This is a genomic window from Burkholderia sp. WP42 (assembly GCF_000745665.1).
Classification (GTDB): domain Bacteria; phylum Pseudomonadota; class Gammaproteobacteria; order Burkholderiales; family Burkholderiaceae; genus Burkholderia; species Burkholderia vietnamiensis.
The window spans coordinates 116,476-130,169 of the sequence record NZ_JQJT01000006.1; the positions used below are offsets into that span (position 1 = coordinate 116,476).

Annotated in this window: 11 protein-coding genes; 5 read left to right on the forward strand and 6 right to left on the reverse strand. The window is 67.4% G+C overall.

Going from position 1 to position 13,694, the window contains the following annotated elements; translation table 11 throughout:
* Positions 1–216: 216 nt before the first annotated feature.
* From EX20_RS02790 to purN, 4 genes are all read right to left on the reverse strand, one after another.
* On the reverse strand, positions 217–1,413 hold the full coding sequence (locus EX20_RS02790) for a DesA family fatty acid desaturase (RefSeq protein WP_011885769.1): 1,197 nt from the start codon (positions 1,411–1,413) through the stop codon (positions 217–219).
* A gap of 220 nt (positions 1,414–1,633) precedes the next feature.
* On the reverse strand, positions 1,634–3,025 hold the full coding sequence (locus EX20_RS02795; protein WP_034192627.1) for a mechanosensitive ion channel family protein: 1,392 nt from the start codon (positions 3,023–3,025) through the stop codon (positions 1,634–1,636).
* A gap of 18 nt (positions 3,026–3,043) precedes the next feature.
* Positions 3,044–4,306, reverse strand: coding sequence for an RsmB/NOP family class I SAM-dependent RNA methyltransferase (locus EX20_RS02800; RefSeq protein WP_011885771.1), 1,263 nt, complete (start codon positions 4,304–4,306; stop codon positions 3,044–3,046).
* The gene (gene purN, locus EX20_RS02805) at positions 4,303–4,965 is read right to left on the reverse strand and encodes a phosphoribosylglycinamide formyltransferase (RefSeq protein ID WP_034192628.1); all 663 of its coding nucleotides are present in this window, start codon (positions 4,963–4,965) and stop codon (positions 4,303–4,305) included. Before purN ends, EX20_RS02800 begins: the two co-directional genes overlap by 4 nt.
* A 122-nt stretch (positions 4,966–5,087) precedes the next feature.
* Here purN and EX20_RS02810 point away from each other — a divergent pair, with 122 nt between their 5' ends.
* The 5 genes from EX20_RS02810 to dut all read left to right on the forward strand — a co-directional run bounded on the left by EX20_RS02810 (position 5,088) and on the right by dut (position 11,304).
* The gene (locus tag EX20_RS02810) at positions 5,088–6,080 is read left to right on the forward strand and encodes a bifunctional riboflavin kinase/FAD synthetase (RefSeq protein ID WP_011885773.1); all 993 of its coding nucleotides are present in this window, start codon (positions 5,088–5,090) and stop codon (positions 6,078–6,080) included.
* Positions 6,081–6,182: 102 nt separating this feature from the next.
* Positions 6,183–9,020 carry an isoleucine--tRNA ligase gene (ileS, locus tag EX20_RS02815; protein WP_034192629.1) on the forward strand — a complete coding sequence of 946 codons (2,838 nt, stop codon included), beginning with the start codon at positions 6,183–6,185 and terminating at the stop codon, positions 9,018–9,020.
* Between the two features lie 2 nt (positions 9,021–9,022).
* Positions 9,023–9,523, forward strand: a complete 501-nt coding sequence (lspA, locus tag EX20_RS02820; protein WP_011885775.1) for a signal peptidase II — start codon at positions 9,023–9,025, stop codon at positions 9,521–9,523.
* A gap of 67 nt (positions 9,524–9,590) precedes the next feature.
* Positions 9,591–10,802 carry a bifunctional phosphopantothenoylcysteine decarboxylase/phosphopantothenate--cysteine ligase CoaBC gene (gene coaBC, locus EX20_RS02825; RefSeq protein ID WP_034192630.1) on the forward strand — a complete coding sequence of 404 codons (1,212 nt, stop codon included), beginning with the start codon at positions 9,591–9,593 and terminating at the stop codon, positions 10,800–10,802.
* Positions 10,803–10,857: 55 nt separating this feature from the next.
* Positions 10,858–11,304 carry a dUTP diphosphatase gene (gene dut / locus EX20_RS02830; protein WP_011885777.1) on the forward strand — a complete coding sequence of 149 codons (447 nt, stop codon included), beginning with the start codon at positions 10,858–10,860 and terminating at the stop codon, positions 11,302–11,304.
* A gap of 55 nt (positions 11,305–11,359) precedes the next feature.
* On the opposite strand, the gene EX20_RS02835 is transcribed toward dut, so the two are convergent.
* The gene (locus tag EX20_RS02835) at positions 11,360–12,130 is read right to left on the reverse strand and encodes a COG4705 family protein (RefSeq protein WP_011885778.1); all 771 of its coding nucleotides are present in this window, start codon (positions 12,128–12,130) and stop codon (positions 11,360–11,362) included.
* A 130-nt stretch (positions 12,131–12,260) separates the two neighbouring features.
* On the reverse strand, positions 12,261–13,640 hold the full coding sequence (locus tag EX20_RS02840) for an amino acid permease (protein ID WP_034192631.1): 1,380 nt from the start codon (positions 13,638–13,640) through the stop codon (positions 12,261–12,263).
* Positions 13,641–13,694: the final 54 nt, after the last annotated feature.

A 13,694-nucleotide genomic window follows, 5' to 3' on the forward strand; every position in this document is an offset into this window, starting at 1 on the left:
ACCCACGTTAGCGCTTTAGCGCTTACGTGGGTCCCATGCTTCGCGGTCGACCCACGTTAGCGCTTCAGCTCCTAAGTGAACTCCACACTTCCCGGTCGCCCGAAGTTTCAACCCTATTCCGCCGCCTTCATCCGACCTGGACAAAACGTCGGCCCAAAAGAAAAAACCCCGCCAGCGCGGGGTTTGTGACGTCCTAAGATTCTAATCGATTTCGAATCAGGCGTAGCGACGCAGGCGCGTCGCAAATTCCTGCAGCGACTTGATGCCGCTTTGTTCCGCGCGATGGCACCAATCCTGCAATTGCGCGAGCAGCTGTTCGCGCGATGCGGTCGAGCGATCCCAGATCGCAGCCAGATCCTGGCGCAGCTGGTAGTACGTATGCAACTTCTGGCTGTTCGCGAAAATCTCCGGGAGCAGCTTCTTCTGCGGCTCGTCGAGACCGTCGGCATCCTTGTGGAACCACTTGCGCGCGCCGCGCATCAGCTGGTACTTGTCACGCGAACCGAGCTCCTTCAGATGCGCAAGCTCCTGACGGTACGCACGCTTGACGGCCTTGCCGTAGCGCGCCATCACTTCGTAGCGGTTCGACAGCACGGCCTGCAGCGTTTCCTGGTCGAGCACCGTCTTCGGCTTGTTCAGGCGCGGCGTCGGCGCGATCTTCTTCACCTTCGCGAGGCCGAATGCCGACATGATGCGGATGTACATCCAGCCGATGTCGAACTCGTACCACTTGTTCGACAGCTTCGCCGACGTCGCGAACGTGTGGTGGTTGTTGTGCAGCTCTTCGCCACCGATCACGATGCCCCACGGGAACAGGTTCGTGCTCGCATCGGCCGAGTTGAAGTTGCGGTAGCCCCAGAAGTGGCCGAAACCGTTCACGACACCGGCGGCCCAGAACGGGATCCACACCATCTGCACGGCCCACACGGTCAGACCGAGCACGCCGAACAGCGCGACGTCGATCACCATCATCAGGCTCACGCCGAGGATCGGGTACTTCGAGTACACGTTGCGCTCGATCCAGTCGTTCGGCGTGCCGTGACTGAACTTGCGCATCGTCTCCTCGTTCTTCGCTTCGGCGCGATACAGCTCGGCGCCTTCGAGGAAAACCTTCCAGATGCCGCGCGTCTGCGGGCTGTGCGGGTCTTCCTCGGTTTCGCACTTCGCGTGATGCTTGCGGTGGATCGCGGCCCACTGACCCGTCAGCATGCCGGTCGTCATCCACAGCCATACGCGGAAGAAGTGGCTGGCGATCGGATGCAGCTCCAGCGCGCGGTGCGCCTGGCAGCGGTGCAGATACACCGTCACGCCGATGATCGTCACGTGCGTGACGGCCAGCGCGAACAGCGCGACCTGCCACCACGAAAAGCGCAGAAGCCCGTGGGAAAGAAAATCGAGCAGGGAATTCAACAAGGCAGTTACCTGTGGTGAGAGCGATGCCGGCCAAGCCGACGTCAGAAAAATGAAAGCATACCGCGTGTAGACCGGAATTTTACTTCAACCGTTCCAAGTCTTTGTAAAAAATGAATATTTTCTTGTCATGACGCAACGACGATAGTCCACCTCCGGACCGGCGACGGCCAACGATCCGATTGTGGCCGCCGCTGCATCAGACTCGCAGCGGCCCGCCCCGCTACGCCGCCGACGCACGCCCGGCCGTGGTGCTGGCATCGGCCGAAACCGGCGAGCCTTCCGCCACCACGCCGGTCGCGCCAAAACCCAAACCGTCCGGCAGCCCGACCACGCGCACTTCCCGCTGCGGAAACGGGATCGAGACGCCGTGCTCGGTGAATAGCCGCCAGATGTTGCGATTCACGGCCGAACGCACGCCCGACGTGCCCTTCGCCGAATCCTCGATCCAGAAACCCAGCTCGAGGTCGATCCCGTCCGCCCCGAAGCCGACCAGATACGGCGTCGGCGCCGGTTCGTCGAGCACGCGCGGCACGCCCTGCGCCGCTTCTGCCAGCAAGGCGAGTGCCTGCTCGACGTCGCTCGTGTAGGCGACCTGGACCGCGAGCTTCGCATAGCCGCGCGTCAGGTACGACGACTGGTTCTGCACGACGTCCGTGATCAGTTTTTCGTTCGGAATCAGCGTCTCGTTGCCGTCCAGCCCGCGCACGACCGTATAACGCGTGCGGATCTGCGTGACGACGCCTTGCAGGCCGCCGACGCTGATCGCATCGCCGAGCCGCAGCGAGCGATCGAGCAGGATGATGAAGCCCGATACGTAGTTGCTGGCGATCTTCTGCAAGCCGAAGCCGAGGCCGACGCCGAGCGCGCCGCCGAACACGCCGAGCACGGTCACGTCGATGCCGACCAGCGACAGGCCGATCAGGACCGCCGCGAACACCAGCAGCGCGCGGCCGACGCGCGACATCACGACCTTCAGGTTCGCGTCGAGCGTGGTCGCGCGCGCAAGACGCTCCTCCAGCACCGAGCCGAGCCACATCGCGACCATCAGCGTCACACAGACCCACAGTGCGCCGGAGATCACCGACAGCAGCGTCAGATGCGCGTTCGCGACGCGAAACTGCACGCTGTCGAGCCAGCCGAGCACGTCGCGCTGGATGCCGAGCACGGTCAGCACCATCGCGACCCAAACGACGCTCGACACGATCTTCTCGACGATCGACAGCCACGCATGCGTGTGTCCGTCGCGCGCGAACACGCGCCGCGCGAAGAAGAACAGCACGTAGATCAAGCCGATGCCGAACAGCGGCACGAGCGCGAGCGACAGCAGCGACGTCGACATGAACGGCTCGAAGCCGAGCTCCGCGATGCCGACGAACACCCCGCCGAACAGCGGAAACAGCGCACGCTGCAGGCTCTGCGCGCCCGCGCCGGGCGCACGGCCGGCCGCCCGGCGGCGCGCGTCGATGCGCGCGTGCGCGAAGCGCGCGGCGAGCCACGCGAAGCACAGCGCGCCGACGAGGATCGCCGCCTGCCAGATCATCACCGGCTGGTGGAAATCGCGAATCACCGACGCCAGCCGGTGCGACAGCAGACGGCTCTGCAGACTCTCCATCATGCCGGCCCGCCGTCGTTACTGCGCACGCCGCTCGAGCACCGCGGCGAAGAAGCCGTCGGTCGCGTGGCGATGCGGCCACAGCGACAGGTAGTCGCCGGTATCGAGCTCGATGCGCTGGTCGGCCAGCACCTTCTGCGCGGGCACGAGCACGAAGTCGGGGTGATCGGCCAGGAACTGCTCGACGATCGCCTCGTTCTCCGCGTCCAGCACGCTGCAGGTCGCGTACACGAGCCGGCCGCCCTTCTTCACGAGCCGCGCGGCGCTCGCGAGGATCGACGCCTGCTTCGGCGCAAGCTCGTCGATCGACGTGCGCGTCTGGCGCCACTTCAGGTCGGGATTACGGCGCAGCGTGCCGAGCCCGCTGCACGGCGCGTCGACCAGCACGCGGTCGATCTTGCCGGCGAGCCGCTTGATCTTCGCATCGTGCTCGCTGTCGATCAGCACCGGGTTCACGTTCGACAGCCCGCTGCGCGCGAGGCGCGGCTTGAGCTTCGCGAGACGCTTTTCCGACACGTCGAACGCGTACAGGCGCCCGGTCGAACGCATCATCGCGCCGAGCGCGAGCGTCTTGCCGCCGGCGCCCGCGCAGAAATCGACGACCATCTCGCCGCGACGCGGCGCGACCAGCGAGCACAGCAGCTGGCTGCCCTCGTCCTGCACTTCGATCTGGCCTTCCTCGAACAGCTTCAGGCGCGTGAGCGCCGGCTTGCCGACCACGCGCACGCCGTTCGGCGCGAACGGCGTCGCGCCCGCCTCGATACCGTTCGCGCGCAGCGCGTCGATCACCTGGTCGCGCGTCGCCTTCTGCACGTTGGCGCGCAGGTCGAGCGGCGCCGGGTAGTTCAGCGCGGCGGCGAGCTGCGCGAGCTCGTCGGCATCGAAACGCGCCGACAGCGCCTGGTAGATCCAGTCCGGCAGGTTCGTGCGCACGCGCACCGGCAGGCTCGCCGGGTCGATCTTCGACACGTGCTCGAGCCACGCGGCCTCGTTGTCCGACACGAACGGCTTCAGCGCGTTGCGGCCGAGCGTCTGCATCAGGCCCAGCAGCGTCAGGCGCCGCGCGGGGCTGCCCGTGCCGCTTTCGGCGAGGTGCGAAAACTCCATCTTGCGGCGCAGCACCGCGAACACCGCCTCGGCGATCACGCCGCGCTCGGCATGGCCGAGCTTCGGGTGCGCGCGGAAGAACCGGCTCGTGGTCGCGTCGGCCGGGCCGGCGAACTTGAGCACCTCCGCCAGCAAGGTCTCGGTCTGGCCAATCAGAAATCCGTGCAGCTTCATACGCCCTCGCTCGTTTCGGTATGCGGTTGATCCGCGAAAATCCAGCGCGCCTCGTGCGGCGCCACCACTGCCCGGCCGTTCTCGAGGCGCAGGCTGCCTTCGACGAACCAGCGCACCGCACGCGGATACAGCACGTGCTCGACCGCCAGCACGCGCTGCGCGAGCGCCGCGGCGTCGTCGCCGGCCCGCACGGGCACCGCGCCCTGCGCGACGATCGCGCCGCTGTCGAGTTCGGGGCTGACGAAATGCACGGTCACGCCGTGCAGCGCGACGCCGGCGTCCAGCGCCTGCTGATGCGTGTGCACGCCCTTGAAGCTCGGCAGGAGCGACGGATGGATGTTCAGCAGCCGACCCTCATATCGTCTGACGAAATCGGGGGTGAGAATGCGCATGAAGCCGGCCAGCACGACGAGATCGGGCGCGAAGCGGTCGATTTCGGCGGCGAGCGCCGCGTCGAAGCTGTCGCGGCCGTCGAAGGCGCGATGGTCGACCACCGCGGTCGCCACGCCGTGCGACGCGGCAAAAGCCAGGCCGGCCGCGTCGGGCCGGTTGGCGATCACGGCGGCGACCTGGGCCGGCCAGCGTTCCTGCGCGCACGCGCGGACGATGGCCTCCATGTTGCTGCCGCGACCGGAAATCAGGATCACGAGTTTTTTCATCCGCGAATTTTACCATTCGCCCCCGCGTTTCCTGCCTTCTCGGCCGCCAGGCCGCCCGAACGTTTATAATCTTCTGCTTTGCGGCATTCCACCGCTCATTCCCCGACGCTGCATCCGCTATCGTGAAAGTCTTCCGCGGCCTGCCCAACGCCGAGAGCCGCGCGCCCTGCGCGCTGACGATCGGCAACTTCGACGGTGTCCATCGCGGCCACCAGGCCTTGCTCGCGCGCGTGCGCGCGGCAGCGGACGCGCGTGGGCTGCCCGTGTGCGTGATGACCTTCGAGCCGCATCCGCGCGAGTTCTTCAACCCGGCCGGCGCGCCGCCGCGCATCGCGATGCTGCGCGACAAGCTCGAGGCGCTGCGCGAGCACGGCGTCGATCGCGTCGTCGTCGAGCACTTCAACCACACGTTCGCGAGCCAGTCGCCGCAGGCGTTCGTCGAACGCACGCTGGTCGGCGGCCTGCATACGCGCTGGATGATGGTCGGCGACGATTTCTGCTACGGCGCGAAGCGCGCGGGCACCTTCGACACGCTGAAGGCCGCCGGCGAGCTGCACGGCTTCGAGGTCGAGCAGATGGACACGGTGGCCGGCAGCGACGGCACGCGCATTTCGAGCTCCGGCGTGCGCGCGGCGCTCGCCGCCGGCGATCTCGACGCGGCCGCGCAGGCGCTCGGCCACGGCTACGCGATCAGCGGCCACGTCGCGCACGGGCTGAAGCTCGGCCGCGACCTCGGCTTCCCGACGCTGAACCTGCCGATCGCGCACAAGCGGCCGGCGCTCGCCGGCATCTTCGTCGTGCAGGTGCACGGCCTCGGGCCGGCGCCGCTGCCGGGCGTCGCGAGCCTCGGCGTGCGCCCGACCGTCGACGATTCCGGCCGCGTGCTGCTCGAAGTCCACCTGCTCGACTGGCATGGGGACGCGTACGGCAAGCTGATCCGCGTCGAATTCCTGAAGAAGCTGCGCGACGAGGCCAAATACGACGATCTCGAGGCGCTGTCGCGCGCGATCGCGCTCGACGTCGCGAACGCGCGCGCGTATTTCGTGGAGCGCGCACGCGCACCGGGCAGCCGCGCGACCGGCTTCTCGACGTCGGCGACCGACCGAATTAGCTGATCCGGACGGCGGCGCCGCGCGCCGCACCCTCGCGCCGCCGAACCGCGCGCATCCCCGATTCACGACGCTCGAGCGTCCCCCGATTTAGATAGCGATCCCACCATGAGCAACAAGAAAGCCGATTCGAAACCGCAGGCCAAGTATCCGGTCAACCTGCTCGACACGCCGTTCCCGATGCGCGGCGATCTGCCCAAGCGCGAGCCGCAGTGGGTGAAGGAGTGGGAAGAGCGCGGCATCTACGAGAAAATCCGCGCGGCCAGCAAGGGCCGGCCGAAGTTCATCCTGCACGACGGCCCGCCGTATGCGAACGGCGACATCCACCTCGGTCACGCGGTCAACAAGATCCTGAAGGACATCGTCGTGAAGTCGCGCAACATGGCCGGCTTCGACGCGCCGTACGTGCCCGGCTGGGATTGCCACGGGATGCCGATCGAGATCCAGATCGAAAAGCAGTTCGGCAAGTCGCTGCCGGCCGCCGAAGTGATGAGCAAGGCGCGCGCGTACGCGACCGAGCAGATCGAGAAGCAGAAGGTCGGCTTCAAGCGCCTCGGCGTGCTCGGCGACTGGGCCAATCCGTACAAGACGATGAACTTCGTGAACGAGGCGGAAGAGATCCGCGCGCTCGGCAAGATCATCGAGAAGGGCTACGTGTACCGCGGGCTCAAGCCGGTGAACTGGTGCTTCGACTGCGGCTCGGCGCTCGCCGAGGCGGAAGTCGAGTACAAGGACCGCACCGACCCGACGATCGACGTGATGTTCGCGTTCGCGGAGCCGGAAAAGACCGCACAGGCGTTCGGCCTGCCGGCGCTGCCGCGCGCCGACGGCGGCATCGTGATCTGGACCACCACGCCGTGGACGATCCCGGCGAACCAGGCGCTGAACCTCCATCCCGAGATCGTCTATGCGCTGGTCGACACCGAGCGCGGGCTGCTGATCATCGCCGAGGAGCGCGTCGAAGCCTGCATGGCCGACTTCAAGCTGACCGGCCGCATCGTCGCGACCGCGCCGGGCGTGAAGCTCGCGAACCTGCGCTTCCACCATCCGCTCGCCTCGGCCCACCCCGGCTACAAGCGCACCGCGCCCGTCTACCTCGGCGACTACGTGACGACCGACACCGGTACCGGCGTGGTCCATTCGTCGCCCGCGTACGGCATCGAAGACTTCGTCTCGTGCAAGTCGCACGGGATGACCGACTCCGACATCATCAACCCGGTGATGGGCGACGGCCGCTACATCGAATCGCTGCCGCTGTTCGGCGGCCTGTCGATCTGGGATGCAAACCCGAAGGTCGTCGAGGCGCTGCGCGCGGCCGGCTCGCTGCTGCGCAGCGAGAAGTACACGCACAGCTACATGCACTGCTGGCGCCACAAGACGCCGATCATCTACCGCGCGACGTCGCAGTGGTTCGCCGGCATGGACGTGACGCCGCACGCCGGCGGCAAGACGCTGCGCGAAACGGCGCTCGAAGGCATCGACGCGACCGCGTTCTACCCGTCGTGGGGCAAGCAGCGGCTGTTCAGCATGATCGCGAACCGTCCCGACTGGACGCTGTCGCGCCAGCGCCAATGGGGCGTGCCGATGGCGTTCTTCGTGCACAAGGAAACCGGCGAGCTGCATCCGCGCACGCTCGAGCTGCTCGAGGAAGTCGCGAAGCGCGTCGAGCAGTCGGGCATCGAGGCGTGGCAGTCGCTCGACCCGCGCGAGCTGATCGGCGACGACGCGAACCTCTACGAGAAGAACCGCGACACGCTCGACGTGTGGTTCGACTCGGGCACGACGCACTGGCACGTGCTGCGCGGCTCGCACAAGGATCAGCTGCAGTTCCCGGCCGACCTCTACCTCGAAGGCTCGGACCAGCATCGCGGCTGGTTCCACTCGTCGCTGCTGACCGCGTCGATGATCGACGGCCGCGCGCCGTACAAGGGGCTGCTCACGCACGGCTTCACGGTCGACGGCGAAGGCCGCAAGATGAGCAAGTCGCTCGGCAACGGCATCGATCCGCATGAAGTCGCGAACCGCCTCGGCGCGGAAATCATCCGGCTGTGGATCGCGTCGACCGACTATTCGGGCGAACTGGCGATCTCCGAAGAGATCCTCAAGCGCGTGACGGAAGGCTACCGCCGCATCCGCAACACGCTGCGCTTCCTGCTCGCGAACCTGTCGGACTTCGACTTCGCGCAGCACGCGGTGCCGGTCGACGAATGGCTCGAGATCGACCGTTATGCGGTCGCGTTCTCCGCGCAACTGCAGACGGAGCTGCTCGGCCACTACGAGAAATACGAGTTCCATCCGGTCGTCGCGAAGCTGCAGACGTACTGCTCGGAAGATCTCGGCGGCTTCTACCTCGACGTGCTGAAGGACCGGCTGTACACGAGCGCGGCCGATTCGCGCGCGCGCCGCTCCGCGCAGACGGCGCTCTACCATCTGACGCAGGGGCTGCTGCGCGTGCTCGCGCCGTTCCTGTCGTTCACCGCGGAAGAGGCATGGAAGGTGTTCCAGCCGGCGAGCGACACCGTGTTCACGGAGACGTACTACGCGTATCCGGAAGTCGCCGGCGCGGCCGCGCTGATCGAGAAGTGGGCGCTGCTGCGCGACGTGCGCGGCAACGTGACGAAGGCGCTCGAGGAAGCCCGCACCGCCAATCGCATCGGCTCGTCGCTGCAGGCCGAAGTGGCCGTGCACGCGAGCGGCGCGCGCTACGACGCGCTCACGAGCCTCGGCGACGATCTGAGGTTCGTGCTGATCACGTCGGCGGCAAGCGTCGTGAAGGTCGACGACGAAGCGCACGAAAGCGTCGACGTCGCGGCGTCGAAGTACCAGAAGTGCGAACGCTGCTGGCACTACCGTGAAGACGTGGGCGCGCACGCCGAGCATCCGACGCTGTGCGGCCGCTGCTTCTCGAACCTGTTTGAAAACGGCGAAATTCGGAGCGCTGCGTAACCATGGCGAAAACCCTGTCGAAACCGGCCAGCGGCGCGCTCGCGCCCTGGCTCGGCATTTCGCTGATCGTGATCCTGTTCGACCAGCTGTCGAAGATCGCGATCCTGAAAACGTTCGCGTACGGCGCGCAGCATGCGCTGACGTCGTTCTTCAATCTCGTGCTGGTGTACAACCGCGGCGCCGCGTTCGGCTTCCTGTCGACCGCGAGCGGCTGGCAGCGCTGGGCGTTCACCGCGCTCGGCATCGGCGCGACGCTGGTGATCTGCTACCTGTTGCGCCGGCACGGCCAGCAGCGGCTGTTCAGCCTGTCGCTCGCGCTGATCCTCGGCGGCGCGCTCGGCAACGTGATCGACCGGCTGCTGTACGGCCACGTGATCGACTTTCTCGATTTCCATCTCGGCGGCTGGCATTTCCCGGCGTTCAACCTCGCCGATTCCGCGATCACGGTCGGCGCGGTGCTGCTGATCTACGACGAACTGCGTCGCGTGCGCGGCACGCGCTGAGCGCGCATACTCCGTGTCGACGGCCGGCTTCACGCCGGCCGTTCCGTTTGATCCTTGGAGACCCGAGTTGGCACACGCAGAACTCGCAGGAAAACACCTCGTCCTCGGCCTCACGGGCGGCATCGCCTGCTACAAGATCGCCGAGCTCACACGGCTGCTGACGAAGGCCGGCGCGACCGTCCAGGTCGTGATGACCGAAGCCGCCGCGCAGTTCATCACGCCCGTCACGATGCAGGCGCTGTCCGGCCGGCCCGTCTACACGAGCCAGTGGGACGCCCGCGTCGACAACAACATGGCGCACATCGACCTGTCGCGCGAAGCCGATGCGATCGTGATCGCGCCGGCCTCCACCGACTTCCTCGCGAAGCTCGCGCACGGGTTCGCCGACGACCTGCTGTCGACGCTGTGCGTCGCGCGCGACTGCCCGCTGCTCGTCGTGCCGGCGATGAACCGGCAGATGTGGCAGAACCCGGCCACCCAGCGCAATGCGGCGCAACTGCGGGCCGACGGCGTGTCGGTGCTCGGCCCCGATTCGGGCGCGCAGGCGTGCGGCGAGGTCGGCGACGGCCGCATGCTCGAGCCCGAGGCGATCTACGAAGCGATCGTCGCGCACTTTGCGCCGAAGCTGCTCGCGCACCGCCGCGTGCTGATCACGGCCGGCCCGACGTTCGAGCCGCTCGATCCGGTGCGCGGCCTCACGAACCGCTCGAGCGGCAAGATGGGCTTCGCGCTCGCGCGCGCCGCGCAGCAGGCCGGCGCGGACGTGCATCTGGTGGCCGGGCCGGTCGCGCTCGACACGCCGTGGGGCGTGTACCGGCAGGACGTGCAGACCGCGCAGCAGATGTACGACGCGGTCATGCACGCGGCATCGGACGCGGACATCTTCATCGCGGTGGCCGCGGTCGCCGACTGGCGCGTCGAGCAGCCGGCCGAGCACAAGATGAAGAAGACCGCCGATCGCAAGATGCCGGCGCTCACGTTCGTCGAGAACCCCGACATCCTCGCGTCGGTCGCCGCGCTGCCCGATCCGCCGTACTGCGTCGGCTTCGCGGCCGAAAGCGGCGACCTCGACGTGCACGGCGACGAAAAGCGCAAGCGCAAGAACGTGCCGCTGCTGATCGGCAACCTCGGCCCGCTGACGTTCGGCCGCGACGACAACGAAGTGGTGCTGTTCGAGGCGGCCGGCCTCACGCCGCTGCCGCGCGCGCCGAAGGACGAACTCGCCCACGTGCTCGTCGCCGAAATCGCGCGGCGCCTGCCCGACAACCGACTGATCTGATCTCCCGCGCGGCGGCTCGCGCCGCCGCGCCCTACCCGAACGACTCGACCACCGCATGAAACTCGATCTGAAGATTCTCGACGCGCGCATGCGCGACTACCTGCCCGCCTATGCGACTACCGGCAGCGCAGGCCTCGACCTGCGCGCGTGCCTCGACGCGCCCGTCACGCTGCAACCGGGCGAAACCACGCTGGTGCCGACCGGCCTCGCGATCCATCTGGCGGACCCCGGCTATGCGGCGCTGATCCTGCCGCGCTCGGGCCTCGGTCACAAGCACGGGATCGTGCTCGGCAACCTCGTCGGCCTGATCGATTCCGACTACCAGGGCCAGCTGATGGTGTCGACGTGGAACCGCGGCCAGAGCGAGTTCGTGCTGAACCCGTTCGAACGGCTCGCGCAACTGGTGATCGTGCCGGTCGTGCAGGCGCAGTTCAACATCGTCGACGACTTCGCGCAAAGCGAGCGCGGCGAAGGCGGCTTCGGCAGCACCGGCCGGCACTGAGCCGCGCCGCATCGAAAAGGGGCCGCGCGGCCCCTTTTGCTTTTCCGGGTGCCGCTCAGCGGCCGGCCGTTTGCGCGATGCGCACGGGTGTCCGCTCGCGGCGCCGCGCCTGCGCGATGCTCGCGTAGATCACCATCGCGACCAGCACGCCGAGCAATACGGCAGACGAGCCGACCGTGCCGAGTGCCAGGCCGCCCTTGGCGGCCGGTTTCGTGAGCCAGTCCCCGAGCGTCGCGCCGAACGGACGCGTGAGCACGAACGCCGCCCAGAACAACAGCACGCCGGAGACGCGGGTGAGATAGCGCGCGAGCACGATCGCCGCGAGCAGGCTGCCGATCAGCAATGCGCCGCCGCCGAAACCGAGGCCCGAACTGTCCGCGAGAAAGTCGCCGAGCGCGGTGCCGAGCGTGTTCGAGAACAGGATCGCCACCCAGTACAGCAGCTCGACGCGACGCGTGCGGATCAGGTCCACCGAAAGCGATTCGCCGCTGAGCCGCCACACCGCGAAAGTCGCCAGCAGGATCGCGACGAGAATCGACGAGCCGGCTGCGTAGCCGAGGCCGAGCGTGCGGTCCATGAAGTCGGACATCGTCGTGCCGGCCGTGCTGGTGGCGACGATCACGGCCCAGTAGAGCGCCGGGCGATAGTGCGTGGCCCGCAGCTGCGCGCCGAGCGTCACGAGAAAGAAACCGAGCAGCAGCAGCGAGCTTGCCGCGTAGCCGACGTCGAGGGTCATCGACAGCAGGTCGCCGCCCGTTTCGCCGAGCGTCGTCGCGCAGATCTTCATGATCCAGAACGCGAGCGTGATTTCAGGAAGCTTCTTCATCCGAACCCCTTTGCGAATGGCGATGGGCCGCCAGGCGGCCCTGAATCGCGAACGGGTTCGACTGTACGCGCCGCCGACTTAACGCAAGCTTAGCGGCTCGCCAGCACGCCCGGCCGCGTGCCGCCATGCATCACCGCGCGTGCTGGTGCCGGTAATGCAGCGCGTACGCGAGCGTCAGCAGCACGACGAACACGACGCCGACCACCATCGTCATCCGGAATTCGTGCGTGAACGCGGTCGTGAGCAGGATCGCGCCGACGAGCGCCGCCCCGAGCAGGCTGCCGAACGGATGCGCCCACATGCGGAACGCGAGCGCCGGGCCGCGGTAGCGCGCACGAAAGCGCAGGTGCGTGACGAAGATCATCAGCCACGTGAACAGCGCGCCGAACATCGCGATCGCCATCATCACGGTGAATGCGGTGCCGGGCGACAGCGCGACCAGCACGGCCGCGACCGCGACGCCGCTGGTCGAGATCCACAGCGCCGCACGCGGCACGCCGTTGTCGCCCACCCGCCCGAACACCGCCGGCGCGAGCCGCGCGCGCGACAGGCTGAACATCATCCGCGTCGTCACGTAGAGCTGGCTGTTCATCGCCGACAGCGCCGCGATCAACAGCACGAAGTTGATCACGCCAGCCGCGTACGGCACGTGCGTCGCGGCCATCACCTTCACGAACGGGCTTTCGTCGGTGCCGGCCTGCGTCCACGGCACGATCGCGAGCATCAGCGCCAGCGTCAGCAGATAGAACAGCACGAGCCGGAATACCGTCGAGCGGAACGCGCGCGTGACCGCATGCTGCGGATCGCGCGCCTCGCCGGCCGCGATCGCGACCGCCTCGATGCTCATGTAGCTGAAGATCGCGACGATCACCGCGACCCAGGTGCCCCACGGCCCTTTCGGCATGAAGCCGCCGTGGCCGGTGTAGTTCGCGAAGCCGATGCCGGACGCCGGCGGCGCCGACCACACCAGATAGGCGCCGAGCACGATGAACACGATGATCGCCGCGATCTTCAGCAGCGAGAACGCGTATTCGACCGACCCGTACAACGTGACGCTCGCGAGGTTCACGGCGATCAGCAGCGCGGAGAAGCCGATCACCCAGTACCAGCCGGGCACGGCGGGAAACCAGTACTTCATGAATACGGCGATCGCGCTGATCTCGGTGCCGATCGCGAACACCACGGCGAACCAGTACGCGTAGCGCACCAGAAAGCCCGCGAGCGGGCCGACGTAGTGCTCCGCATAGGCGCCGAACGAGCCGGCCGTCGGATGCGCGACCGTCATTTCGGCGAGCGCGCCCATCAGCAGCAGCGCGATCAGCGCGCCGATCGCATACGAAACCAGCACGCTCGGGCCCGCGAGCCCGATCGCGAACCCGCTGCCGAGGAACAGCCCCGTGCCGATCGCGCCGCCGATCGCGATCATCGCCATCTGCCCCGATGTGAGCGCGTGGCGCAACCCTTGTTCGCGCGCGACGATGTTGTCGAACGATCGTTGTTGTTGTGTCACTGCGTTACCACTCCCCTGCACCGCCGTGGCGCCGCTGGCGCCGGATAAAACGAA

What these genes read in the sequence shown, in the direction of transcription:
- EX20_RS02795 (WP_034192627.1), bottom strand. Translation starts at nt 3,025, where the DNA reads ATGGAGAGTCTGCAGAGCCGTCTGCTGTCGCACCGGCTGGCGTCGGTG.
- dut (WP_011885777.1), top strand. Translation starts at nt 10,858, where the DNA reads ATGAAACTCGATCTGAAGATTCTCGACGCGCGCATGCGCGACTACCTG.
- lspA (WP_011885775.1), top strand. Translation starts at nt 9,023, where the DNA reads ATGGCGAAAACCCTGTCGAAACCGGCCAGCGGCGCGCTCGCGCCCTGG.
- ileS (WP_034192629.1), top strand. Translation starts at nt 6,183, where the DNA reads ATGAGCAACAAGAAAGCCGATTCGAAACCGCAGGCCAAGTATCCGGTC.
- EX20_RS02800 (WP_011885771.1), bottom strand. Translation starts at nt 4,306, where the DNA reads ATGAAGCTGCACGGATTTCTGATTGGCCAGACCGAGACCTTGCTGGCG.
- purN (WP_034192628.1), bottom strand. Translation starts at nt 4,965, where the DNA reads ATGAAAAAACTCGTGATCCTGATTTCCGGTCGCGGCAGCAACATGGAG.
- EX20_RS02835 (WP_011885778.1), bottom strand. Translation starts at nt 12,130, where the DNA reads ATGAAGAAGCTTCCTGAAATCACGCTCGCGTTCTGGATCATGAAGATC.